Source organism: Streptomyces sp. NPDC028305 (assembly GCF_055569495.1).
Map to the genome: position 1 here is coordinate 807434 of NZ_JBVHTN010000005.1, position 24689 is coordinate 832122.

The 24689-nt window shown below is 72.2% G+C and carries 21 protein-coding genes; 13 read left to right on the forward strand and 8 right to left on the reverse strand.

Going from position 1 to position 24689, the window contains the following annotated elements:
* Positions 1 to 18: 18 nt before the first annotated feature.
* Positions 19 to 1515: a M1 family metallopeptidase gene (locus tag ACZ4WQ_RS24395; RefSeq protein ID WP_468022390.1), complete on the reverse strand. Its 1497-nt coding sequence runs from the start codon at positions 1513 to 1515 to the stop codon at positions 19 to 21.
* 185 nt (positions 1516 to 1700) lie between these two features.
* Here ACZ4WQ_RS24395 and ACZ4WQ_RS24400 point away from each other — a divergent pair, with 185 nt between their 5' ends.
* Together ACZ4WQ_RS24400 and ACZ4WQ_RS24405 are read left to right on the forward strand one after the other, a co-directional pair.
* Complete coding sequence (locus ACZ4WQ_RS24400) at positions 1701 to 3662, forward strand: Xaa-Pro dipeptidyl-peptidase (protein WP_468022424.1); 1962 nt, start codon at positions 1701 to 1703, stop codon at positions 3660 to 3662.
* Positions 3662 to 4984 carry a M14 family metallopeptidase gene (locus ACZ4WQ_RS24405; RefSeq protein ID WP_468022391.1) on the forward strand — a complete coding sequence of 441 codons (1323 nt, stop codon included), beginning with the start codon at positions 3662 to 3664 and terminating at the stop codon, positions 4982 to 4984. The genes ACZ4WQ_RS24400 and ACZ4WQ_RS24405 overlap by 1 nt, the downstream gene beginning before the upstream one ends.
* Here the strand turns inward: ACZ4WQ_RS24405 and ACZ4WQ_RS24410 are convergent.
* Entirely contained in the window at positions 4971 to 5933 is a 963-nt protein-coding gene (locus ACZ4WQ_RS24410) for an FAD-dependent oxidoreductase (protein WP_311725623.1), read from the reverse strand. The two genes, ACZ4WQ_RS24405 and ACZ4WQ_RS24410, sit on opposite strands and share 14 nt — an antisense overlap.
* A 63-nt stretch (positions 5934 to 5996) precedes the next feature.
* Here ACZ4WQ_RS24410 and ACZ4WQ_RS24415 point away from each other — a divergent pair, with 63 nt between their 5' ends.
* Together ACZ4WQ_RS24415 and ACZ4WQ_RS24420 are read left to right on the forward strand one after the other, a co-directional pair.
* Positions 5997 to 6986 carry an oxidoreductase gene (locus ACZ4WQ_RS24415; protein ID WP_468022392.1) on the forward strand — a complete coding sequence of 330 codons (990 nt, stop codon included), beginning with the start codon at positions 5997 to 5999 and terminating at the stop codon, positions 6984 to 6986.
* Positions 6987 to 7045: 59 nt separating this feature from the next.
* Positions 7046 to 8683, forward strand: coding sequence for an ABC-F family ATP-binding cassette domain-containing protein (locus ACZ4WQ_RS24420; protein WP_385344677.1), 1638 nt, complete (start codon positions 7046 to 7048; stop codon positions 8681 to 8683).
* 59 nt (positions 8684 to 8742) lie between these two features.
* Here the strand turns inward: ACZ4WQ_RS24420 and ACZ4WQ_RS24425 are convergent, their stop codons facing one another.
* The 3 genes from ACZ4WQ_RS24425 to ACZ4WQ_RS24435 form a co-directional block, all read right to left on the reverse strand.
* Positions 8743 to 11148: a Tex family protein gene (locus ACZ4WQ_RS24425; RefSeq protein ID WP_398373964.1), complete on the reverse strand. Its 2406-nt coding sequence runs from the start codon at positions 11146 to 11148 to the stop codon at positions 8743 to 8745.
* A gap of 241 nt (positions 11149 to 11389) precedes the next feature.
* Positions 11390 to 12253 carry an SCO6745 family protein gene (locus ACZ4WQ_RS24430; RefSeq protein WP_398373965.1) on the reverse strand — a complete coding sequence of 288 codons (864 nt, stop codon included), beginning with the start codon at positions 12251 to 12253 and terminating at the stop codon, positions 11390 to 11392.
* Between the two features lie 83 nt (positions 12254 to 12336).
* The gene (locus tag ACZ4WQ_RS24435; RefSeq protein ID WP_398373966.1) at positions 12337 to 13149 is read right to left on the reverse strand and encodes an enoyl-CoA hydratase/isomerase family protein; all 813 of its coding nucleotides are present in this window, start codon (positions 13147 to 13149) and stop codon (positions 12337 to 12339) included.
* Positions 13150 to 13359: 210 nt separating this feature from the next.
* Between ACZ4WQ_RS24435 and ACZ4WQ_RS24440 the strand changes: the two genes are divergently transcribed.
* Entirely contained in the window at positions 13360 to 13875 is a 516-nt protein-coding gene (locus ACZ4WQ_RS24440; RefSeq protein WP_311725629.1) for an ATP-binding protein, read from the forward strand.
* Here the strand turns inward: ACZ4WQ_RS24440 and idi are convergent.
* The 3 genes from idi to galE all read right to left on the reverse strand — a co-directional run bounded on the left by idi (position 13850) and on the right by galE (position 16561).
* Positions 13850 to 14470 carry an isopentenyl-diphosphate Delta-isomerase gene (gene idi / locus ACZ4WQ_RS24445; RefSeq protein WP_358844698.1) on the reverse strand — a complete coding sequence of 207 codons (621 nt, stop codon included), beginning with the start codon at positions 14468 to 14470 and terminating at the stop codon, positions 13850 to 13852. The two genes, ACZ4WQ_RS24440 and idi, sit on opposite strands and share 26 nt — an antisense overlap.
* Positions 14471 to 14526: 56 nt before the next feature.
* Complete coding sequence (locus tag ACZ4WQ_RS24450; RefSeq protein ID WP_311725631.1) at positions 14527 to 15450, reverse strand: cation diffusion facilitator family transporter; 924 nt, start codon at positions 15448 to 15450, stop codon at positions 14527 to 14529.
* Between the two features lie 124 nt (positions 15451 to 15574).
* Complete coding sequence (gene galE, locus ACZ4WQ_RS24455) at positions 15575 to 16561, reverse strand: UDP-glucose 4-epimerase GalE (RefSeq protein WP_398373967.1); 987 nt, start codon at positions 16559 to 16561, stop codon at positions 15575 to 15577.
* 273 nt (positions 16562 to 16834) lie between these two features.
* Between galE and ACZ4WQ_RS24460 the strand changes: the two genes are divergently transcribed.
* The 8 genes from ACZ4WQ_RS24460 (at position 16835) to ACZ4WQ_RS24495 (ending at position 24623) form a co-directional block, all read left to right on the forward strand.
* Complete coding sequence (locus ACZ4WQ_RS24460) at positions 16835 to 18718, forward strand: DUF5941 domain-containing protein (RefSeq protein ID WP_398374021.1); 1884 nt, start codon at positions 16835 to 16837, stop codon at positions 18716 to 18718.
* The gene (locus ACZ4WQ_RS24465) at positions 18715 to 19467 is read left to right on the forward strand and encodes a phosphocholine cytidylyltransferase family protein (protein ID WP_311725634.1); all 753 of its coding nucleotides are present in this window, start codon (positions 18715 to 18717) and stop codon (positions 19465 to 19467) included. Before ACZ4WQ_RS24460 ends, ACZ4WQ_RS24465 begins: the two co-directional genes overlap by 4 nt.
* Positions 19455 to 20528, forward strand: a complete 1074-nt coding sequence (locus ACZ4WQ_RS24470) for an iron-containing alcohol dehydrogenase family protein (protein WP_311725635.1) — start codon at positions 19455 to 19457, stop codon at positions 20526 to 20528. Before ACZ4WQ_RS24465 ends, ACZ4WQ_RS24470 begins: the two co-directional genes overlap by 13 nt.
* Positions 20494 to 21285: a CDP-alcohol phosphatidyltransferase family protein gene (locus ACZ4WQ_RS24475; RefSeq protein ID WP_311725636.1), complete on the forward strand. Its 792-nt coding sequence runs from the start codon at positions 20494 to 20496 to the stop codon at positions 21283 to 21285. Before ACZ4WQ_RS24470 ends, ACZ4WQ_RS24475 begins: the two co-directional genes overlap by 35 nt.
* Complete coding sequence (locus ACZ4WQ_RS24480) at positions 21285 to 22169, forward strand: glycosyltransferase family 2 protein (RefSeq protein WP_311725638.1); 885 nt, start codon at positions 21285 to 21287, stop codon at positions 22167 to 22169. The genes ACZ4WQ_RS24475 and ACZ4WQ_RS24480 overlap by 1 nt, the downstream gene beginning before the upstream one ends.
* An 83-nt stretch (positions 22170 to 22252) precedes the next feature.
* Positions 22253 to 23185 (forward strand): ABC transporter permease, encoded by a 933-nt coding sequence (locus tag ACZ4WQ_RS24485; RefSeq protein ID WP_311725639.1) that lies wholly within the window; start codon positions 22253 to 22255, stop codon positions 23183 to 23185.
* Positions 23178 to 24011, forward strand: coding sequence for an ABC transporter ATP-binding protein (locus ACZ4WQ_RS24490; protein WP_358844701.1), 834 nt, complete (start codon positions 23178 to 23180; stop codon positions 24009 to 24011). Before ACZ4WQ_RS24485 ends, ACZ4WQ_RS24490 begins: the two co-directional genes overlap by 8 nt.
* Positions 24012 to 24293: 282 nt before the next feature.
* On the forward strand, positions 24294 to 24623 hold the full coding sequence (locus ACZ4WQ_RS24495; RefSeq protein WP_398373968.1) for a Rieske (2Fe-2S) protein: 330 nt from the start codon (positions 24294 to 24296) through the stop codon (positions 24621 to 24623).
* Positions 24624 to 24689: the final 66 nt, after the last annotated feature.

The window sequence follows — 24689 nt, forward strand, 5'->3', positions numbered from 1 at the left end:
CGCCTTCGGCGGGGAGGGTCAGCGGGCCGGGTGCCCGTGGACCGTGTCCGTCGCGTGGATGGCGCGCCAGGACTTCGGCCGCGCCGCGGTCACCTTCGCGCCGACGCCGGTGGCCCGCGCGGCCGGCGCCGCCGGCTTGGACGCGGTGAACAGCCAGGTGTCGAAGACGGCCCCGAGCGGCCGGCCGGAGACCTTCTCGGCGTAGGCCTCGAAGTCCCGCACCGACCCGTTCCCGTAGCGCCGCTCCGTGGGCCACCCCTTGAGGATCGCGAAGAAGTCCTCGTCGCCGATCTCGTTCCGCAGCGCCTGGAGCGCGATCGCCCCGCGGTCGTACACCGCCGCGTGGAACTGGTTCTGCGGCCCCGGATCCCCCGGCTTCACCGTCCAGAACGCGTCCTCGGCCGGATGCTGCGCGTACACATAGTCCGCGAGCTCCTGCGCCGTGCCGTCGCCCTCCTTCTCCGACCACAGCCACTGCGCGTAGCGCGCGAAGCCCTCGTTGACCCAGATGTCGCGCCAGTCCTTCACCGAGACGCTGTCGCCGTACCACTGGTGGGCGAGCTCATGGACCACCACCGAGACGTTCGAGCCGCCTCCGAACTGGCGGGGGCTGTAGAACGGGCGGGTCTGGGTCTCCAGCGCGTACCCCGTCGGCACATTGGGCACATAGCCGCCGAGCGCGTCGAAGGGATAGGGGCCGAAGACCCCGCTGAGCCAGTCCGCGACCTCGGCCGTCCGTTCGACGCTGGCGCGCGCCGCGCCCGCGTTGTCCCCCAGGTCCTTGCTGTACGCGTTGACGACCGGCAGGCCGTTCGCCGTGGTGTCGGTGGTGAGGTCGAACCGGCCGACCGCGAGCGTGGCGAGATAGGTGGCCTGCGGCCTGCTGGAGCGCCAGGTGTAGCGCGTCCAGCCCAGCCGGGAACTCGTGGACCGCAGCGTGCCGTTGCTGATCGCCTGTGACCCGTCGGGCACTGCGACCGACACATCGTAGGTGGCCTTGTCGAGCGGGTGGTCATTGCTCGGGAACCACCACCACGCCGCCTCCGGCTCGTTCGCCGCGACCCCGCCGTCCGGGGTACGCAGCCAGGCCGTAAACCCGTTCACCCGCACCTTGGAGGGCGTGCCGCGGTAGCGCACGACCACGGTGAACGGGCGGCCGGAGTCGAGCGGGGCGGCCGGGGTGATCTCCAGCTCGTGGTCGCCCGTCGCCGCGAACTCCGCCTTTCTGCCGCCCACCAGCACCTCGCTCACCTCCAGTGCGAAGTCGAGGTTGAAGCGGGACAGGTCCTGGGTGGCGGTGGCCAGGATGGTCGCGGTGCCCTCCAGGCGGTCGGTGGCCGGCCGGTACTTCAGCCGGAGGTCGTAGTGGGAGACGTCGTACCCGCCGTTGCCGTAGCTGGGGTAGTACGAGTCCCCGATGCCGGGCGCGCCCGGGGTGGCGTCGGCCGCCGAGGCCGGGACCGCCAGCAGCAGGCAGGCGGCGGCCGCGCTCGGGACGGTGAGTCTGTGACGCAAGGGTCCTCCAACTCGTCGGGGAGAACGATCACTGAGACATTGGGTACTCGCCGTGACCCCCTCCTGTCCATCACCCCGGCGACACACGATCGACATCCGGCCGACGTCAGCGACCCCTCCCGCTTGCGAACGCCCTCTTCTGCGCAGGAGTTGACTCGCGCTACGGTCCGCCCGTGCTGCTACGAATGCGGAAGCCCCGCCTCCATCGGACCGCGCTCAGGCCGCCCGTGGCCGCCGCCCTGGCGGCTCTCACCGTGGCGCTCATACCGTCCCTCGGCATATCTCCCGCCCAGGCCGCCGAGCGGGAGAGCAGACCGGTCTACTCATACGACAAGGCAATTCGCGAATCCGTATGGGTGGACACCGGCCTTGACGGCGACTCGGACGGGAAGACCGACCGGGTCGCCGTCGACATCGTGCGGCCCGGCGAGCCCGCCGCGGAGGGCCGCCGAATCCCCGTGATCATGGACGCCAGCCCGTACTACTCCTGCTGCGGACGCGGCAACGAGAGCCAGCGGAAGACCTACGACGCGGCCGGCAAGCCGGTCCTCTTCCCGCTCTTCTACGACAACTACTTCGTGCCGCGCGGCTACGCCACCGTCCTGGTCGACCTCGCCGGAACCAACCGCTCCGACGGCTGTGTGGACATCGGCGGCCGCTCCGACATCCAGTCCGCCAAGGCCGTCGTCGACTGGCTCAACGGCCGCGCCACCGGCTACACCACCCGTACCGGCACCGCCACCGCCAAGGCGAGCTGGTCCAACGGCGCCACCGGCATGATCGGCAAGAGCTATGACGGGACCGTCGCCAACGGCGTCGCGGCCACCGGCGTCAAGGGCCTGAAGACCATCGTGCCGATCGGCGCCATCTCCTCCTGGTACGACTACTACTTCGCCAAGGGCGCCCCGCTCTTCGACAGCGGCCCCGACGGCCTCGCGGACGCCGTCGAGAGCGACGGAGCCCACGCCCGCTGCGCCGCCGTCCAGCGGGAACTCGTCGACGGAGCGCCGCGCAACGGCGACTGGACCGACCTGTGGACCGCGCGCGACTACGTGCCCAGCGCCGGCAAGGTGCGGGCCAGCGTCTTCGCCGTCCACGGCATGCAGGACCTGAACGTCCGCACCAAACACCTCGGGCAGTGGTGGAACGCGCTCGCCGACGCGGGCGTGGAGCGCAAGATCTGGCTCTCGCAGACCGGGCACGTCGACCCGTTCGACTTCCGCCGCGCGGAATGGGTGCGCACCCTGCACCGCTGGTTCGACCACTACCTGCTCGGCATCGACAACGGCGTCGAGCGCGAGCCGATGGCCGACGTCGAGCGCGCCCCCGACCGCTGGGCCACCGACCGCACCTGGCCCCCCGCCGACACCCGGCCGACCGCGCTGCGGCCGCGCCCCGGCCGGACCCCCGGCGTCGGCGTCCTCGGCACCGAGCGCGCCGAGCCCGGCGCCACCGAGACCTTCACCGACGACCCGGGGCTGAGCGAGGCCGACTGGGCCGCCCGCATCGACCAGCCGACCGCCGCCAAGACCGGGTTCTCCACCGCCCCCCTCCAACAGGACCTGCGGCTGTCGGGCTCAGGGACCGTCAAGGTCACCGCGACCCCCTCCACCTCCTCCGCCCATCTGTCCGCGGTCGTGGTGGACCTCGGCCCGGACACCATCCGGAACTACACCGGCAGCGGCGAGGGCATCCGCACGCTCGCCGACCGCACCTGCTGGGGCAGCAGCACCGCGGGCGACAGTGCCTGCTTCCGGCAGACCGAGGCGGACAGGGCGAGCGTCGACTACACCGTCCTCAGCCGCGGCTGGGCCGACCTCGGCCACTGGGCGGACGACGGGAAGGGCCGCCCGCTGACCCCCGGCAAGCCGTACACCATCACCCTCGACCTCGCCGCCACGGACCACGTCGTCCCCGCCGGCCACCGGCTGGCCCTGATCGTCGCCGGCACGGACGCGGGCCTGATAGAACCGGCTGACACCACGCCCACCGTCACGCTCGACCTGGCCCGCACCGAGGCCCGGCTGCCCCTGGTCGGCGGCGCCCCGGCGCTGGCCCGGGCCGCCGCGGGCACCCCGGCCGACCCCACCTCCGCGCCCACACTGAAGGGCGTCGCCGAACCACGCCCGCAGCCACGGCTGCCCTGATGAGAGACGCCCGACCCTGTCACCCAAGGAGACACCGCTCCGTGATCTCACGCGCACCCCTGATCCGCACCGCGGCGATCAGCGCCGTCGCACTGCTGACCACCTCGTTCTTCTCCGCGCCCGCACACGCCGGAACCCAGCAGCCCCGCACCGGCTTCGAAGCGAGCCACGGCGCCCGCTGGACGACCGAGTCGGAGGAGGAACGGTTCCTCACCGCGGTCGACGCCGCGAGCCCGAGCGTCGCCGTCGACCGCATCGGCACCACCGAGCAGGGCCGCCCGCTGCGCCTGGTACGGATCGGCGCGCCCACCAATACCAACTCGCTCCTGCTCATCTGCTCCCAGCACGGCGACGAGCCCTCCGGCCGCGAGGCGTGCCTGTCCACCGTCCGCGACCTCGCCTACACCAAGGACGCCCGGACCAAACGCTTCCTGAGACACACCACCGTCCTCGTCATCCCCACCGCCAACCCCGACGGCCGCGCCGCCGACACCCGTGAGAACTCCCAGGGCGTCGACATCAACCGCGACCACATCGCCCTCAAGACCGCGGAGGCCCGCGCGACGGCCGCCGTCCTCCGCGACCGGCGGCCCGACACCGTCTACGACCTCCACGAGTACGGGGCCACCGTCCCGTACTACATGAAGGACCTGCTGGCGCTGTGGCCGCGCAACCTCAACACCGCGGACGCCGTGCACAAGGAGGCGCGCACGCTCTCCGACTCATACGTCCGGCCGAGCGCCGAGCGGGCGGGCTTCGACACCGGCGTCTACGGCATCTGGACCGACCCGCAGACCGGCGATCCGGTCAAGCAGGTGGCAGGCGACGGCCAGGAGCGCATCCTGCGCAACACCGCCGGGGTCAAGCACTCCGTCGGCCTCCTCGTCGAAACCAGGGTCGACCCGCTCACCGACGCCGAAAAGGCCGACCCGGCGGTCAACAACCGACGCCGCGTAGGGTCTCAACTCGCCGCACTCGACGGGGCCTTCGCCTTCGTGGACCAGCGCCGAGTGCGCATCGAGGCCGCCACCACCCGCGCCCGGCTGGCCGGCTACGCCGACCGCGGCCCGGTCCACCTCGGCGGCGCCGACAACGACCCGGCGGGCGAGGTCCTGGCCGACCCGCCCTGCGGCTACCGGCTGAACGCCGAACAGTACGCGGACGTCAAGGACGAACTCGCCCTGCACGGCGTCACGGTACGGCACGGCGCGGACGGCGCGTTCGTACCGCTGCGCCAGTCGCTGCGCTCACTCGTACCACTGCTCCTGGACGCCCGCGCCACCTACCACCTGACCGAAGGACAGCCCGTCAACAACTGCTGAGCAGCCCGGCGGCCGCCTCCGCACACCCCCAGGACACGGTCACACCCGCCCCACCGTGCCCGTAGTTGTGCACGAGGCGGCCGCCGCCCGGCACGGTCGCCACCTCCAGCCGCACCGGCGACCGGGCCGGGCGCAGCCCCACCCGGTGCCCGATCACGCGCGCGTCCGCAAGCCGCGGCCCGACCGCGAGGGCGCAGCGCGCCACGATGGCCTCGGCCGTCGCCGGATCCGGCGTCAGATCCCAGACGCCCTCCCGGGCGGTGCCGCCGAGGACCAGCCCGTACGGCTGCGGCAGCACATACAGCGTGTCCGCCGCCGAGTCGGGATCGGCGGCCACGAACCACTCATCGACCCCCACGTTCTCCACCACCACCAACTGCCCCTGCACCGGTGCGACGCCACGATCGGACACCAGCTCGCGCGCCCCGAGCCCGGTGCAGTTGACGACAGCCGGTGCTTCCCGCGCCGCCTCGCCCAGATCGGCCACGACCCGCCGCTCGACGGTGCCGCCCGCCGCCTCCAGCCGCCGCCCCAGATAGCCGAGATAAGTCGCCATGTCGACCACCGGAACGCGCGCCCGCAGCCCATGGCCCCAGCCCTCCGGCAGCTCCTCGCGCCGCGCCGCACGCATCCCCGGCACCTCGGCCGCCCAGGGACCGAGATCTTCGAGGCGCATCCCCGCCAGAGTCCCGTCGACCATCCGGACGCCGGTCTCCCCAGGCCGGCCGGCCAGCTCGGTCAGCACCCCGAGCGTGCGCAGGGACCAGGCGCCCACCTTCTCCTCGGGCTCGACGCGATACGGCCACCAGAGCCCGCCGGCCACCGCCGACGTGGTGGCCCCGACCGGGTCCCGGCTCCACACCGCTACCCGACGGCCGCTCTCGGCCAGCACGATGGCGCTGGTCAGACCGATGACCCCGCCCCCGACGACTATCGCATCGCTCGCCATGCCCCGAGGGTATCGCCGGGGCGCTGAGCGGTGGCGGTGCCTCGATAGGGCAATACTTGGCGCATGACCTCCGAGTACGCGACCTTCGGCCTGGCGCCGGCGATGCGCGCCGGCGGCGTGCTGCCCCATGGCGCGTACCGGATGCACCGCGACTTCCTGGACTTCATCGTCGACGGCGAACCCCTGCTGTCCAGCCTCGCCGACCTCGACGTCATCTCGCCGCTCGCCGCCGACCTCGGTCCCACCGTCTTCACCACCCGGGTACGCGGCCTGCTGCTGGAGACCGAGCCGCCGCTGCCCGAGGGCCGTCGCGTCGTCTACGGCTGCCCCGAGTGCGAGGACCTGGAGTGCGGCGTGGTCACGGCGGTCATCGAGCGCGAGGGGCCGGACGTCGTCTGGCGTGACTTCGCCTGGCAGGCCGGCGACACCCCGGACAGCTACCCCGACCTCGGCCCCTACCGCTTCCGCGGCGAGCAGTACCGCGCCGAGCTGCTGGCACACGAGGCCCCGGCGGGCCGCCGGGTGCTGCTCGTGGGGCGGCGCGCCGCCTTCCTCGCCAAGCTCGCCGCCGCGCTGCGCACCATCGGCATCGGCGCCGAGATCACCCAGGACGCGCACTCAGCACACGCTGACGAGCTGCGCGGATACGACGCCGTGGCCTTCGGCCGCACGGTCGGCCCCGAGGAGCGCGCCGCCGTGCGCGACGCCTTCGCGGCGGCGGGCGCAGGCGCGGTCTTCGTCGCCGACGCGGCCCCGATCGTCCCCCTCCTCGTAGCCCGCATCGAACAGGCCCTCAACCACACCCCCCAACGGCTGGCCGGGCTCAGGGCCGAGGGCGCCGAGGCGCTGCTGGAGGTCGTCGCGCCGTGCCGGGTGGGGCTCCTCGCCCACCGCCTGGACCGGCTCGGCCGCCCGCGCACCCACCCCCTGTTCAACGGCTGGCTGGAGCCCGGCACCCACCGCGTCCCCCTGGACGCGCGGGCGATCCGGGGAGAGGCCTATGTGGTGGCCCGCACCTCCACCACGGTCCTGGTCGCCCCGGTGGCCCACTGACGGGCGGCCGCCGCCCCCGGACCCACCCGCACACCGCTCCGGTTAGGATCGGCGCCCTGATGACTGCCACTCTCGTAGCCAAGGACCTCGCCGCGGGACACGGCGACCGCACCCTCTTCTCCGGCCTCGACCTGGTCGTGGCGCCCGGCGAGGTGATCGGCCTCGTCGGTGTCAACGGCGCCGGGAAGTCCACACTGCTGAGGCTGCTGGCCGGGCTGACTGACCCCGAGCAGGGCGCCGTGCGGCTCAGCCCGCCGCACGCGACCGTCGGCCATCTGCCGCAGGAGCCCGAGCGGCGGCCGGGCGAGACCGTACGGGGCTTCCTGGCCCGCCGCACCGGCGTGGCCGCCGCCCAGACCGCGCTCGACACCGCCACCCAGGAGCTGGTCGACGGCGCGCCCGGCGCCGACGACGCATACGCCATCGCCCTGGAGCGCTGGCTCGCGCTGGGCGCCGCCGACCTCGACGAGCGCGCGGACGAGGTAGCGGCCTCGCTGGGGCTCGACATCTCCCTGGACCGCCCCATGACCGCCCTGTCCGGCGGGCAGGCGGCGCGCGCCGGGCTCGCCTCGCTCCTGCTCAGCCGCTACGACGTCTTCCTGCTCGACGAGCCGACGAACGACCTCGACCTCGACGGGCTGCGGCGCCTGGAGACCTTCGTCCAAGGGCTGCGCGCCGGCACCGTCCTGGTCAGCCACGACCGCGAGTTCCTCGCCCGCACGGTCGACAAGGTCCTCGAACTCGACCTCGCCCAGCAGCAGGTGAACCTCTACGGCGGTGGCTACACCTCCTACCTGGAGGAGCGGGAGACGGCCCGACGCCACGCCCGCGAACGCTACGAGGAGTACGCGAACACCCGCGGCTCCCTGGAGGCACGGGCCCGCACCCAGCGCGCCTGGATGGAGAAGGGCGTCAAGAACGCCCGCCGCAAGGCCCCCGACAACGACAAGGTCGGGCGGAGCGCCCGGGTCGAGTCCACCGAGAAGCAGGCCGCCAAGGCGCGCCAGACCGACAGGATGATCGAGCGGCTCGAGACGGTCGAGGAGCCGCGCAAGGAGTGGGAGCTGCGGATGGAGATCGCCGCCGCGCCCCGCTCGGGCGCGGTGGTGGCGACCCTGCGCGGCGCTCAGGTGCGGCGCGGCGACTTCCACTTCGGCCCCGTCGACCTCCAGATCGACTGGGCTGACCGGGTCGCGGTCACCGGAGCGAACGGCTCCGGCAAGTCCACGATGCTGGCCGCGCTCCTCGGCCGGCTGCCGCTGGACGAGGGGGCGGCGGCGCTCGGGCCGGGAGTGGTGGTCGGCGAGATCGACCAGGCGCGCGCCCTGTTCTTCGGCGGCGAGGCGCTGCTGGACGCCTTCGGCGCGGCGGTGCCGGAGCTGGAACCGGCGGAGGTGCGCACGCTGCTGGCCAAGTTCGGCCTCAAGGCCGAGCATGTGCTGCGGCCCGCGTCCACCCTGTCCCCGGGCGAACGCACCCGCGCGGCGCTCGCGCTGCTCCAGGCCCGCGGCGTCAATCTGCTCGTCCTGGACGAGCCCACCAACCACCTGGACCTGCCCGCCATCGAACAACTCGAGTCCGCGCTCGCGTCGTACACCGGCACCCTTCTGCTGGTCACCCATGACCGCCGGATGCTCGACGCGGTCCACACCACCCGCCGTCTCGAGGTCGCCGACGGCAAGGTGACCGAGAGCTGACCCGGGAGACCTGACCCGGCGGAAACGCTCTCCCGCCGGGTCGGCTCTCCGGGGATCCGCTACCGCTTCTTGGGGTCCAGCAACCCCGCCCGCCGCAGCGCGTCGGCCATCGCGTCGTTGACCGGGGCCGTGTCGCGGCCGCCCGCCCCGCCACGCTGACCGCGGCCGCCGCCCTGGCGCTGCTGAGGGGCGCCGCGGCGGCCGCCGCCGCGCGGGCCGCGGGCGTCCTGCTCGGAGCGGTCGCGGTCGCGGTCGCGGTTACGGTCCCGGCCGCCGCCGGAACCGGCGCCCGCCTCGTCGTCCAGCCGGAGCGTCAGCGAGATCCGCTTGCGCGGGATGTCCACGTCCAGGACCTTCACCCGCACGATGTCCCCGGGCTTCACCACATCCCGCGGGTCCTTGACGAACGTCTTCGACATCGCGGAGACGTGCACCAGGCCGTCCTGGTGCACACCGACGTCGACGAACGCCCCGAACGCGGCGACGTTGGTCACGACGCCCTCCAGAATCATCCCCGCAACCAGATCACCGATCTTCTCGACGCCCTCCTTGAAGGTCGCGGTCTTGAACGCGGGCCTCGGGTCACGGCCGGGCTTCTCGAGTTCCTTGAGGATGTCGGTGACCGTGGGCAGTCCGAAGGTGTCGTCCACGAACTCCGCGGGCTTGAGCCGGCGCAGCACGGCCGTGTTGCCGATGAGCGACGAGACCTCGTCGCCCGCCGAGCCGGCCATCGCCCGCACCACCGGGTACGCCTCGGGGTGCACGCTGGAGGCGTCCAGCGGGTCGTCGCCGCCGCGGATGCGCAGGAAGCCCGCGCACTGCTCGTACGCCTTGGGGCCGAGCCGGGGCACGTCCTTGAGGGCCTTGCGGCTGTGGAAGGGGCCATGGGCGTCGCGATGGGCGACGATGTTCTCCGCGAGCCCGCCGCCGATGCCGGAGACCCGGCTGAGCAGCGGGGCCGAGGCGGTGTTGACGTCGACCCCGACGCCGTTCACACAGTCCTCGACCACCGCGTCGAGCGAGCGGGAGAGCTTCACCTCGGACAGGTCGTGCTGGTACTGGCCGACGCCGATCGACTTCGGGTCGATCTTGACCAGCTCGGCCAGCGGGTCCTGGAGCCGCCGCGCGATGGACACGGCGCCGCGCAGCGAGACGTCCAGCTCGGGCAGCTCCTGCGAGGCGAAGGCCGAGGCCGAGTACACGGAGGCGCCGGCCTCGGAGACCATCACCTTGGTGAGCTTCAGCTCCGGGTGGGCGCCGCACAGCTCGCCCGCGAGCTTGTCGGTCTCGCGGGACGCCGTGCCGTTGCCGATCGCGATGAGCTCGACGTCGTGCTCGCGCGCCAGCCGCTCCAGCTTGGCGAGGGACTCGTTCCACTTGTTCTGCGGGACGTGCGGGTAGATCGTGTCGGTCGCGGCCACCTTGCCGGTCGCGTCGACCACGGCCACCTTCACCCCCGTACGGAAGCCGGGGTCCAGGCCCATCGTGGCGCGGGTGCCGGCCGGGGCCGCGAGGAGGAGATCGCGCAGATTGGCGGCGAAGACGCGCACCGCCTCGTCCTCCGCGGCCTGCCGCAGCCGCAGCCGCAGGTCGATGCCGAGGTGCACCAGGACCCGGGTGCGCCAGGCCCAGCGCACGGTGTCGGCCAGCCACTTGTCGGCGGGGCGGCCCCGGTCGGCGATGCCGAAGCGGTGCGCGATGCTGCGCTCGTACGAGGTGGGGCCCGCCTCCTCGGAGGGCTCCTCCGGCTCCAGGGTGAGGTCGAGGACCTCCTCCTTCTCGCCGCGGAACATGGCCAGCACCCGGTGTGAGGGCAGCTCGGTGAACGGCTCGGCGAACTCGAAGTAGTCGGCGAACTTCGCGCCCGCCTCCTCCTTGCCGTCCCGCACCCTGGTGGCCACCCGCCCGCGCGTCCACATGCGCTCGCGGAGCTCGCCGATGAGGTCCGCGTCCTCGCTGAACCGCTCGGTGAGGATGGCCCGGGCGCCCTCCAGCGCGGCGGCGGGGTCGGCGACCCCCTTCTCCGCGTCGACGAAGGCGGCCGCGGCGGCCGACGGCTCCACGGAAGGATCGCCGAGCAGCCCTTCGGCCAGCGGCTCCAGACCGGCCTCCCGCGCGATCTGCGCCTTGGTGCGGCGCTTCGGCTTGAAGGGCAGGTAGATGTCCTCCAGCCGGGCTTTGGAGTCCGCGGCGAGGATCTGCGCCTCCAGGGCCTCGTCGAGCTTGCCCTGCGATCTGACGGACTCCAGGATCGCGGCGCGCCGCTCCTCGAGCTCCCGCAGATAGCGCAGCCGCTCCTCGAGGGTGCGCAGCTGCGCGTCGTCGAGCATCTCGGTCGCTTCCTTGCGATAGCGCGCGATGAACGGCACGGTCGAGCCGCCGTCGAGCAGCTCGACGGCGGCCTTGACCTGCCGCTCCCGTACGCCGAGCTCCTCGGCGATCCTGCCTTCGATGGACGTCGTCACGATCACGCTCCGCTTTCTGTCTGCGCTGCGATCTGCATTGTGGCAGGTGGCACTGACAGAGGCGGGTGCGACCGACCGACAGCCGCCGCCGGGCGCCGTACGCGGCGCGGGGCACGGGCTTGTCGCCGGCGTGCGCGGCGCGCGGTTGGGCGCCCTGGAGGGACGGCCGATCGTCCTCGCTGACCGGGTATCCCGCCGCCCCACCGCCAAACCCGCGCCGCTCGGCGCCCGCCGATACCGCTCAGCGCTTCCCGATGAGGTCCGCGGGGAACCCGCCCGCCGCGATCACGGCGCCGGTGAAGGCCTCCGCCAGCTCTGTCAGCCGCGCCACGCCCGCCGCCCCGAGGTGCTCGTACGGGGCCCGGTCCAGCCGGTCCGTCTCGTCCTCCAGGGCCTTGCGCAGCTCCGTGCCCGCCGGCGTCAACTCCCCGTCGGCGGCCAGCAGTCCGCGCTCCCGAAGCCGCTCCTGCGCGGCCGCCCACTCGTCCGCCGACCAGCCCCTCGACCGCAGGATCCACGTCGGGGACATGCCCCTGCCGCTCGCCGTATGGCTGGCCAGCGCCTCCACGGGGTCGAGCCCGGCGCCCAGGATCGTCATCAGATGGCCGTCGCCGCGGTGCTCGCGCAGCAGCGTGGCGGCGTGCCAGTAGGCCAGGTGCGGGGCGTTGGGGACGGGGAGGTCGGCGTGCGCGGCGTACAGGGGGCGGGCGGCGCGGGAACACGCCTCCGTGGCGCGTAGCGCCAGCTCCGCGGCCTCGGCCATCTCCTTCGAGGAGACCGCGTCGTCGCCGAGCAGCCGCCGCAGCACGCTGTCGGCCGCGCGCAGCCGGGCCGCCAGCGCGTCGTCGGGGGAGATCACGTCCCAGGCGGCGGGGAGGTGCCGGGCGACCAGGTCGTGCTTGAAGTTGAAGAAGGTCGCGGTGACGGTCCCGGCTCCGACGCGGCCGAACGCCGCCGCACGGCTGACGAAGTAGTCGGCGCCCCGGTCCTCGACCCCCAGCCGCTCGAGCTCACGCCCGATGTCGCGCTGGAAGTAGACGGTCGAGTGGAAGGGGTTGACGACGGCGTGGCAGCGCCGACCGGCACGCTCGGGAAGTGAGGTCATGCCCGCATGTTACTTATGGGTATGCGATGGTGTGCAGGCCCGTTCCCGCCCCGGGAGCCGGGGCGGGAACGCGGTGCGGGGCTTCAGCGGCTGTGATCGGCCGGAACCGAGGGGCCGGCGACGGCGGGGTGACGGTCTGAGCGCGCCGGGGGCGTCCAGCCGAAGCGAGGGGCGCGGCGCTCGACGAAGGCGGCGATGCCCTCCCGGGTCTCGCCGCTGTCGCTCGCCTGCTCCCGCCAGTACTCCAGGCGCGCCGGATCGACGGGCCCGGCCGTGAACTCCTTGGCCGCCGCCTGGGCGAGCGCGGACCGGGACAGCAGCACCCGCGTGAACTCCGCCACCCGCCCGTCCAGCCCGCCCGGTGGCAGCACCTCGTCCACCAGCCCCGTCCGCAGCGCCCGCTCGGCGCCGATCAGTTCGCCGGACAGCAGCAGGTACTTGGCGGTCGCCGGGCCGACCAGATCCACCAGCCGCCGGGTGGACGAGGGCGCGTAGACGATCCCGAGCCTGGCCGGGGTGACCCCGAAGCAGGCGCCCTCCTCGGCGAACCGCAGATCGCAGGCGGCGGCCAGCTGGCAGCCGCCGCCCACGCAGTAGCCCCGCACCGCGGCGAGCGTCGGCTTGGGGAAGTGGGCCAGGGCCTCCTCGGCGGGCAGCGCGAGCGCCGTGGACTCCTCGTAGGTCGTGCCCAGCGAGCCGATGTCCGCGCCCGCGCTGAAGGTGTCGCCCTCTCCGGTGAGCACCAGGGCCCGTACGGCCGGGTCGGCGGCCAGCCGCTCCAGCAGCGGGGGCAGCGCGCGCCACATACCGGGGGTCAGCGCATTGCGCTTGGCGGGGTTGCGGATCACGACGGTCGCTGTGCCGTCGGCGACGTCGTGGTGCAGGCAGGGCTCCATGCGGCGGATCGTAGCCGGGCCGCTCAAGCGACCGTCGGCATCGCCGGAAGCAAGCCGGGCAGGAACAGTCGAGCGAGTGACGCTGGCATACGCACGCGGTCAAAAGCCGTCGATAGGCGGCGACTTGCGCTCAGTTACCCGGTCCGTACCAACACATTCCCAACACTCGACGGAGAGAGTTCGAGCTGCGGCGATGGGTGGGGATCGGACATGGAGATCGTCGGGAGTGTCCCTCCTGAACCGGGAGCCGCCCCGCCCCGCGGGCCGGTCGCCTACGAGGGCGTCTGGCGCTTCACCGCCCCCGCACTCGACACCTCGGTCCCGCAGGCCCGGCACGCGGTGCGGGATCTGCTGGCCCACCAGCGGGTGCCCGCCCCCGACGACCTGGTGCAGAGCCTTCTGCTGATCGTCTCCGAGCTGGTCACCAATGCCGTACGGCATGCGGCGCTGCTCTCCCCGGAGATCGCCGTGGAGGTGTCCATCGGTCCGGACTGGGTGCGGGTCGCGGTCGAGGACAACCACCCCTACCGGCCGAAGGCGCTGATGGCCGACCAGGGCCGGACCGGTGGGCGCGGGCTGTTACTGGTCCAGACGATCACGGAGGAGGCCGGCGGGGTCTATGACGTCCAGCACACTCCCAGCGGCGGCAAGGTGGTCTGGGCGGCGCTGCCGCTCGCGGCGGCCCGGGCCGGGCTGACCGCTACCAGCCCGCCGCGGTTCCGGTGATCTCCCGGATCGCCGGCCGGGCGGCGTCCAGCACGGTCATGAACCAGGCCGAGAAGGGGTTCCGCTCGAACAGCGCGGCCAGCTCCTCGGGGGTGACGAAGGCGATCTCGCCGATCTCCTCCGGGTCCGGATGCGGCTTCGCCCGCACCAGCCCCGCGAACAGGTGGTTGTACTCCTGCTCCACCAGGCCCGACACCGGATCCGGGTGGTTATAGCGCACCGTGCCCGCCTCACGCAGCAGCGCGGGCGCCACCCCCAGCTCCTCACCCGTGCGCCGGGCCGCGGCCACGAACGGCGGCTCGCCGGGGTAGGGGTGGCCGCAGCAGGTGTTCGACCAGACGCCGGGGGAGTGGTACTTGCCCAGGGCCCGGCGCTGGAGCAGCAGCCGCCCTTCGTCGTCGAAGAGGAAGACGGAGAAGGCCCGGTGCAGCCGGCCGGGGGCGAGGTGGGCGGAGAGCTTCTCCGCGGTGCCGATGGTCCTGCCGTCCTCGTCGACCAGCTCCAGCATGATCGGCTCGGTGGAACCGGCCGGGGCGCCCGGCGCGGTGGGCCCGGCGGTGTCGGCGGTGCGGCCGTTGGCGGGTGTGATTGGCATGACCGTCCTCATCGTCCGTCTCGGAACCCTCAAGTCTGCCGCACCTGTGCCATGTGTCAGTGGCAAAGCTTGGCTTCGTGCTCAGCATGTCCGCCCGGCTCCAGCTGGAACGTGCAGTGGCTCACGTCGAAGTGTTCGCCCAGACAGCCCTGTAGGTCGTGCAGCATCCGTTCATGGCCGACTGCGTCCAGCACCCGACGGCTGACCACAACGTGTGCGGAGAGTACCGGCATGCCGGAGGTGATGGTCCATACATGCAGATCATGCAGCCCTTCGACGCCGGGGAGAGCGAGGATGTGGGCCCGTACCTGGCCCATGTCCACATCCCGCGGCGCCGCCTCCAGCAGGACGTTCAGCGTCTCCTTCAGCAGCCGGAGCGTCCGCGGCACGATCATGAGGCCGATCAGCAGGGAGGCGATCGGATCGGCCGTCTGCCAGCCGGTGGCCACGATGATCCCCGCCGAGACGAGGACCGCGACCGAGCCCAGCGCGTCCGCCAGCACCTCCAGAAACGCCCCGTGGACATTGAGGCTGTCCCGCTGCCCGCCCCTGAGTATCGCCAGCGACACCGCGTTCGCGGCCAGGCCGATGGCGCCGAACAGGATCGTCAGCCCGCCGTGGCTGGTGGTCGGCGTGATGAACCGCGCCACCGCCTCGTACAGGATGTAGCCGCCGACGCCGAGCAGCAGCAGACAGTTCGCCAGCGCGGCCAGGATCTCGGCCCGGGCGTAGCCGTAGGTGCGGCGCGGGCTCGGCGGGCGGTTCGCGAAGTGGATCGCCAGCAGCGCCATCGCGATCCCGAGCGCGTCGGTGGCCATGTGGCCGGCGTCCGCCAGCAGCGCCAGCGAGCCGGCGATCACACCGCCGGTCACCTCCACGGCCGTCACCGTGAGCGTGATCCAGAGGGCGGCCCGCAGCCGCCACTGATGCCTGGCGCCCGCCGTGGCGAGGCCGCCGCCGTGGTTGTGGCCTGCGCCCATGTACGGCCTCCTCCCGCGCGACGTCGGGCCGGGGCGCGCGCCTGCCCTACGCCCCAGTGAACTACGGCGCCGCCCGGCGGCGCGGTCAGCCGCGCCGGGCTTCGGCAGGCCGCCCGGGCGGCCGTCAGCCGCGCCGGGCCTCCGGGTGGTGCAGGCACCAGCCGTCCCAGGCGGACCGCACCATCGCCTCCACCCCGTGCCGCGCGCTCCAGCCCAGGTCCTTGGCGATCAGCTCGGCCGACCCGACGACCCGGGCCGGGTCGCCCGCGCGGCGCGCCTCGACCACCGGGGCGAGGTCCGGGCGGCCGGTGACCTCGCCGATCAGCTTGGCCATCTCGCGCACGGAGACGCCCTCGCCGGTGCCGATGTTCACCGTCAGATTGCCCGCCCCCGGCCGCTCGGCCAGCCGGCGGGCCACGGCGAGGTGGGCGGAGGCCAGGTCCTCGACGTGGATGTAGTCGCGGATGCAGGAGCCGTCCGGCGTCGGATAGTCGTCGCCGAAGATCCGGGGGGCCTCTCCCCGGGTGATCCGCTCGAACATCATCGGGATGATGTTGAACACGCCGGTGTCGGCCAGCTCGGGGCGCGTGGCGCCCGCCACATTGAAGTAGCGCAGACAGGCCGTGGAGATCGAATGGGCCGCGCCCGTGGCTCTGACCAGCCATTCTCCGGCCAGCTTGGTCTCGCCGTACGGATTCATCGGCTGGCAGGGTGTGTCCTCGGTGACGAGTTCCACATCCGGCATCCCGTAGACCGCGGCGGAGGAGGAGAAGAGGAAGCTGCCGATCCCGGCCGCGACCACCGCCTCCAGCAGCACGGTCAGGCCGTGCACATTCTCCCGGTAGTAGCGCAGCGGCTGCTCGACGGACTCCCCGACCTGCTTCTTCGCCGCCAGATGCACCACCCCGGTCACCCCGAGGTCGGCGAAGGTGCGGTCCAGCAGCTCACGGTCGAGCGTGGAGCCGGTTACCAGAGGGACGCCGTCCGGCAGCCGCTCGGCGACGCCGCTGGACAGGTCGTCGAGCACGGCGACCCGCTCCCCGGCCTCCGCCATGACCCGCACGACATGCGCCCCGATATATCCGGTACCACCTGTGATCAGCCACGTCATGTCCGCACCCTACCCACAGCCGGGTCGGCCGCCGTTTGTCGTGGAGCGCCGCCATCCACCATGATGATCGCGGCAGCGGAAGCCGTCGTTCCCCCGATCGGGCGATGAATGTGCGGTGAACGGACGCTTCCTTCCATCCGATAGCCTCTGCCGACGTGCCGCCCGGCCCTTACGGGGTCCGGGGGCGTGCCACGCCCGCTGCCCGGACGGCGACCCCTGGGCCGATGCCTGTCCGGCGCGGCCACCGTGCCAGCTGCCAAGGAGTGAGTTCGTCTGTCGACCGCCATTCTCACCGGTCCCGCGGTCGCGGGCTCGTCCCTTGAGGACGACCTGCGGTCGCTGGGGTTCGACGTGCGCACGGCAGCCGACGCCGCCGGGGTCGCGAGGGAGCTCGCGGCCGCCCCGGCGCGTGAGCGGGTGGCCCTGGTCGACCCGCGCTTCGTCGGCCACGTCCACGCACTGCGCCTGGCTCTGACCGATCCGCGCTTCCCGGCCGCCGCGGTCCACGGTGCCCTCACCGCCCAGCCGGAGGCCCGCGCGGCGCTCACCCGCGCGCTGACGGCGTACGCCCCGGGAGCTCCGGCTCCCGGACGCGGCGCCCTCGCCGCGGCGGGCGCCCCGGCGGCCCCCGCGGCCGAGGCCCCGCTGCCGGTCCCGGACGGCCCGGCCGTGCTGCCCGACGCCCTCGCCGACGCCCTGGGCGCCGAGGACGTCGCCGTGCACCGGCCCGAGCTGGGGGTGCTCGTCGCCGCCGTGCCCGAGGACGCGCCGGAGCGCGGAGAGGCGCTGGCCCGCACCAACGCGGTGGACGACGAGCGGGTGCGGCTGCGCAGCGCGGTCAAGGCGCGGGACGGCTTCTTCACCACCTTCTGCATCAGCCCCTATTCGCGCTACATCGCCCGCTGGTGCGCCCGCCGCGGGCTGACGCCCAACCAGGTCACCACCGCCTCCCTGCTCACCGCCCTCATCGCGGCGAGCTGCGCGGCCACCGGCACCCGCCCCGGGTTCATCGCGGCCGGAGCGCTGCTGATCGCCTCCTTCGTCCTGGACTGCACCGACGGGCAGCTCGCCCGCTACTCCCTCCAGTACTCCACGCTCGGCGCCTGGCTGGACGCGACGTTCGACCGGGCCAAGGAGTACGCCTACTACGCGGGGCTCGCCTTGGGCGCCGCGCGCGGCGGGGATGACGTATGGGCGCTCGCGCTCGGCGCGATGGTGCTCCAGACCTGCCGCCATGTCGTCGACTTCTCCTTCAACGAGGCGAACCACGACGCCACCGGCAACACCAGCCCCACCGCCGCCCTCTCCAACCGCCTCGACAGCGTCGGCTGGACGGTCTGGCTGCGGCGGATGATCGTGCTGCCGATCGGCGAGCGCTGGGCGCTGATCGCCGTGCTCACCGCGTGCACCACGCCCCGTATCACCTTCTATGTGCTGCTCGTCGGCTGCGCGCTGGCCGCCTGCTACACCACCGCGGGCCGCGTGCTGCGCTCGCTGACCCGCAGGGCGCGGCGCACCGACCGCGCGACGCTCGCCCTCGCGGACCTCGCCGACTCGGGTCCGCTCGCCCAGGGCTTCGCCGCGGCCCTCCGCGGGGCCGCGCGCCGGCTCCCGGCCTTCGCCGCCCCCGCCGTCGCCCTGCTCGGGGCGGTCGCCGTCGTCGCCGTGGCGGCCCTCACACCCTTCGGCAGCCCCTGGGCGGTCGTCGCCGCCGCGGGCTACGCGCTCACCTCCGGGCTGGCCGTGGCCCGTTCGCTCCAGGGACCGCTCGACTGGCTCGTGCCGCCGGTCTTCCGCGCCGCGGAATACGGCACCATCCTGGTCCTGGCAGCTGACTCGGGGGTGAACGGGGCCTTGCCCGCCGCTTTCGGGCTGGTGTCGGCGGTCGCCTACCATCACTACGACACGGTGTACCGCATCCGTGGCGGCACCGGCGCGCCCCCGCACTGGCTGGTGCGGGCGATCGGCGGGCACGAGGGGCGGACCTTGGCGGTCACGGTCGCCGCCGCCCTGCTGTACGAGCAGAACCAAGGCTTCACCATCGCGCTGACCGCTCTCGCGGCGGCCCTCGCGCTGGCCGTGCTCAGCGAGAGCATCCGCTTCTGGGTGTCCTCCGGAGCACCCGCTGTACACGACGAAACAGGAGAACCCGCATGATCGGCCTCGTGCTGGCGGCCGGCGCCGGACGGCGTCTGCGCCCTTACACCGACACCCTCCCCAAGGCCCTGGTGCCGGTGGGTCCCGAAGGGAACGAGGAGGCCATCACCGTCCTCGACCTGACCCTCGGCAACTTCGCGGAGGTGGGACTGACCGAGGTCGCGATCGTGGTCGGCTACCGCAAGGAGGCCGTGTACGAGCGCAAGGAGGCGCTGGAAGCGAAGTACGGCCTCAAGCTCACCCTGATCGACAACGACAAGGCCGAGGAGTGGAACAACGCCTACTCCCTGTGGTGCGCCCGTGATGCGATCAGGCACACCGTGATCCTCGCCAACGGCGACACCGTGCACCCGGTCTCCGTCGAGAAGACCCTGCTCGCCGCCCGGGGCGACGGCAAGAAGATCATCCTCGCCCTGGACACGGTGAAGCAGCTCGCCGACGAGGAGATGAAGGTCGTCGCGGACCCCGAGAAGGGCGTCCAGAAGATCACCAAGCTGATGGACCCGGCCGAGGCGACCGGCGAGTACATCGGCGTCACCCTCATCGAGGGCGAGGCCGCCGCGGAGCTGGCCGACGCGCTGAAGACCACCTTCGAGCGCGACCCCGACCTGTACTACGAGGACGGCTACCAGGAGCTGGTGAACCGCGGCTTCAAGGTCGACGTGGCCCCGATCGGCGACATCAAGTGGGTCGAGATCGACAACCACGACGACCTCGCGAAGGGCCGTGAGATCGCATGCCAGTACTGACCCGCCTCATTCCGTCTCCCGTCTCCGTCGACATCAACGCCGGGGCCCTGGACGACTTGGCGGGCCTGCTGGCCGACCAGCGCATCTCGGCCTCCGGGAAGCTGGCGGTCGCGATCAGCGGCGGCTCCGGCGCCGTGCTGCGCGACCGGCTGGCCCCGGTGCTGCCGGGCGCCGACTGGTTCGAGCTGGCCGACGGCACCATCGACGGCGCCATCCAGCTGGGTGACGCCATGAAGTCCGGGCACTACGACGCGGTCGTCGGCCTGGGCGGCGGGAAGATCATCGACGCCGCCAAGTACGCCGCGGCGCGCATCGGCCTGCCGATGGTCGCCGTCGCGACGAACCTGTCGCACGACGGCATCTGCTCGCCGGTGTCGATCCTGGACAACGACGCGGGCCGCGGCTCGTACGGTGTGCCGACCCCGATCGCGCTGGTCATCGACCTCGATGTGATCCGCGACGCCCCGGTCCGCTTCGTCCGCTCCGGCATCGGCGACGCCGTCTCCAACATCTCCGCGATCGCGGACTGGGAGCTGTCCCACAAGGAGACGGGCGAGCCGATCGACGGCCTCGCGGCGGCCATGGCCCGCACCGCGGGCGAGTCGGTGCTCCGGCACCCCGGCGGCTGCGGTGACGACGACTTCCTGACCGTGCTGTCCGAGGGCCTGGTGCTGTCCGGCATCGCCATGTCGATCGCCGGTCACACCCGGCCGTCCTCAGGCGCCTGCCATGAGATCAGCCACGCCTTCGACCTGCTCTACCCCAAGCGCTCCGCGCTCCACGGCGAGCAGGTCGGCCTCGGCGCCGCCTTCGCGATGCACCTGCGGGGCGCGCACGAGCAGTCCGCGCTGATGGTCGATGTGCTGCGGCGGCACGGCCTGCCCGTCCTGCCGACCGAAATCGGATTCAGCGAGGACGAGTTCGTCAAGGCGGTGGAGTACGCGCCGCAGACGCGCCCCGGGCGCTACACGATCCTCGAGCACCTTGACCTCTCCTCCGACGCGATCAGGGACGCATACGCCGACTATGCCAAAGCAGTCAGTCAAACCATCGGTGGCTGAACTCCGCCCGGTCGTCCACCCCGCGGGTGTGAAGGACCGGCGGAGCGGTGAGCACTGGATGGGACGCCTCTACATGCGCGAGGTCTCCCTGCGGGTCGACCGCCATCTGGTCAACACCAGGGTCACGCCCAACCAGCTCACGTACCTGATGACCGTCTGCGGCGTGCTCGCGGCCCCGGCACTCCTGGTGCCGGGGATCCCGGGCGCCGTGCTCGGTGTGGTCGCGGTTCAGCTCTATCTGCTGCTGGACTGCGTCGACGGTGAGATCGCGCGCTGGAGGCAGCAGTTCTCGCTCGGCGGGGTCTACCTGGACCGGGTCGGCGCCTATCTGACCGACGCCGCGGTGCTCGTCGGCTTCGGTCTGCGCGCCTCCGACCTGTGGGGCGGCGGCCGGATCGACTGGCTCTGGGCCTTCCTCGGCACCCTGGCCGCCCTCGGCGCGATCCTCATCAAGGCCGAGACCGACCTCGTCGGCGTCGCCCGCCACCAGGGCGGGCTGCCGCCGGTCAAGGAGGCGGCGTCCGAGCCGCGCTCCTCCGGCATGGCGATGGCCCGCAAGGCCGCGGCGGCGCTGAAGTTCCACCGGCTGGTCCTGGGGATAGAGGCGTCCCTGCTGATCCTGGTCCTGGCGGTCCTGGACTCGGTGCGGGGCGACCTGTTCTTCTCCCGGCTCGGCGTCGCCGTACTCGCGGGCATCGCCCTTCTGCAAACCCTTCTTCACCTGGTGTCCATCCTCGCGTCGAGCAGGTTGAAGTGATGACGGACACACTCAAGGTCGGCGCGGTCGTCCTCACGATGGGCAACCGCCCCGACGAGCTGCGCGCGCTGCTCGACTCGGTCGCCAAGCAGGACGGCGACCGGATCGAGGTGGTCGTCGTGGGCAACGGCTCGCCGCTGCCCGAGCTGCCGGACGGGGTGCGCACCGTCGAGCTCCCGGAGAACGTGGGCATCCCGGCGGGGCGCAATGTCGGCATCGAGGCGTTCGGCCCCGGCGGCGCCGAGGTCGACGTGCTGCTCTTCCTCGACGACGACGGCCTGCTGCCCAACTCGGACACCGCCGAGCTGTGCCGCCAGGCCTTCGCCGCCGACCCCGAGCTCGGCATCGTCTCCTTCCGTATCGCCGACCCTGAGACCGGCACCACACAGCGCCGCCATGTGCCCAGGCTGCGCGCCTCCGACCCCATGAGGTCCTCGCGCGTGACCACCTTCCTCGGCGGCGCCAACGCGGTCCGTACGAAGGTCTTCGTGCAGGTCGGCGGCCTGCCGGACGACTTCTTCTACGCCCATGAGGAGACCGACCTGGCCTGGCGCGCACTGAACGCCGGCTGGATGATCGATTACCGGTCGGACATGGTGCTGCACCACCCGGCCACCGCGCCGAGCCGGCACGCGGTCTACCACCGCATGGTCGCCCGCAACCGGGTCTGGCTGGCGCGGCGCAACCTCCCCATCCCGCTCGTCCCCGTCTATCTCGGCGTCTGGCTGCTGCTCACCTTGGCCCGGCGACCCTCCAAGGATGCGCTTCGTGCCTGGCTGGGCGGGTTCCGGGAAGGCTGGAAGACGCCATGTGGTGCGCGGCGCCCCATGAAGTGGCGTACGGTATGGCGCCTGACCCGACTGGGCCGACCGCCTGTCATCTGACAAGCTCGTATCTGAGAGCATCGGGCGCGACCCGGGGCGCGGCCCCCGTCAGCGCACCCCTGATGAGGACGAAAGTGTCAACTGTGAGCGAGACTACGCACAACAGTGCGGTCGCCAGCGCCCCGCCGTCGCCGGACGACGGCTTGGCCCCGGCAGAGCTGGCGGCGAAGTACGGGCTGTCGGTGAGCGGCGCCCGGGTGAGCCTTCCCGATTACGTCCGGCAGATGTGGGGCAGGCGCCACTTCATTCTGGCTTTTTCGCAGGCCAAGCTCACCGCCCAGTACAGCCAGGCCAAGCTCGGCCAGCTGTGGCAGGTGGCGACGCCGCTGCTGAACGCGGCGGTGTACTTCTTCATCTTCGGACTGCTGCTGAAGAGCAGCCGGGGCATGCCGCACGACATGTACATCCCGTTCCTGGTGACGGGTGTCTTCGTCTTCACCTTCACCCAGAACTCCGCGATGTCGGGTGTGCGCGCGATCTCCGGGAACCTGGGTCTGGTGCGGGCCCTGCACTTCCCGCGGGCCTCGCTCCCCATCTCCTTCTCGCTCCAGCAGCTCCAGCAACTGCTGTTCTCGATGATCGTGCTGGTGATCGTGCTGCTGGGGTTCGGGCACTACCCGGGCCCGTCCTGGGTGCTGATCCTCCCGGCGCTCGCGCTCCAGTTCGTCTTCAACATCGGTCTCTCGCTGATCATGGCCCGGCTGGGAGCCAAGACCCCGGACCTGGCTCAGCTGCTGCCGTTCCTCCTGCGGACGTGGATGTACGCGTCCGGAGTGATGTTCCCGCTGGCGCGGACGCTGGAGTCGGCGGGGGCGAGCGGCTGGGTCTCGGACGCCATGATGGCCAACCCGGCGGCCGTCTACATGGATCTGATGCGGTACGCGCTGATCGACGGCTATGGCGCGGGGAACCTGCCGCCCCATGTGTGGGCGCTGGCCCTGGGCTGGGCGGTGCTCTTCGGCGTCGGCGGCTTTGTGTACTTCTGGAAGGCAGAGGAGCAGTACGGCCGTGGCTGAGCAAATCCTTGATCAGGCTTCTCAGGCGTCCGACGCGCCCCAGGCCTCTCCGGCGGCGCCGACCGCCGGGCGCATCCCGACCGTCATCGCCGACGATGTGCACATCGTCTACCGGGTCAACGGCGGTCCGCGTGGCCGGGGCAGCGCCACCGCGGCCCTCAGCCGCATCCTCCGGCGCAAGAACTCCCCGGGTATGCGCGAGGTGCACGCCGTGCGCGGGGTCACCTTCGTGGCCTACCGCGGTGAGTCGATCGGCCTGATCGGCTCCAATGGCTCCGGCAAGTCGACGCTGCTCAAGGCCGTCGCGGGGCTGCTGCCCACCGAGCGCGGCAAGGTCTACACCGATGGCCAGCCATCGCTGCTCGGCGTGAACGCGGCGCTGATGAACGACCTGACCGGCGAGCGGAACGTCATCCTCGGCGGGTTGGCCATGGGGATGTCGCGGGAGCAGATCCGCGAGCGCTACGAGGGCATCGTCGACTTCTCGGGCATCAACGAGAAGGGCGACTTCATCACGCTGCCGATGCGCACCTACTCCTCCGGTATGGCGGCCCGGCTGCGGTTCTCGATCGCCGCCGCCAAGGACCACGATGTACTGATGATCGACGAGGCGCTGGCCACCGGCGACCGGAAGTTCCAGAAGCGCTCGGAGGCCCGCATCCGCGAGCTGCGCAAGGACGCCGGCACGGTCTTCCTGGTCAGCCACAACAACAAGTCGATCCGGGACACCTGTGACCGGGTGCTGTGGCTGGAGAAGGGCGAGCTGCTGATGGACGGCCCGACCGACGAGGTCATCAAGGCGTACGAGAAGGAGACCGGCAAGTAGCCGACCTCCGCGCACCAGCAGGCCCCGCCGGACACCGTCCGGCGGGGCCTGCGGCGTTTGCCGGCCGATGGGAGAACCCCGCGCCGCTGAAATTGACCGAGACTCAAATTGACCCCAGCGACAAGTGTTTGCTCCAGAGCGACGCGGGCTGCGCCTGTCAACCGTCTCCGGGGGCTGTGGAAATGTCGTCTGGCGGGTAGTCAATCGTCTATGCGTCCGCCGTATCTGAATCTGACATTCCGCCATCTGTAGAGTGAGGTGCGCCAAGAGAGGAGTCACCCGATGAGCGAGACCGCGAGCGAACGCGGCGGGATCCGTGTCGCGCGCCTGGCGGATGTGCAGCCTGGCGAGATGACGACGGTGGAAATAGAGGGCGTCAAGGTGCTCCTGGCGAACGTCGGAGGAACGCTCCGCGCCCTGCGCGACAGCTGCTCGCATGAGGAAGCTCCCCTGTCCGAGGGCGAGTTGGAGGGGGAGACGGTGGTCTGTCCCTGGCACTACAGCAGCTTCTGCCTCCGCACGGGCGAGGCCCTGGAGCCGCCCGCGGTGGACCCCGTGGAGGCCTACGCGGTCCACGTGGCGGACGGAGAGGTGTTCCTTTCTCGCCAGTGAACGCGGGGAACTGACGTGGGCGGCGTTCACTAAACGGAGGCGCTGTATCGTGTGCCTGAACGCCGA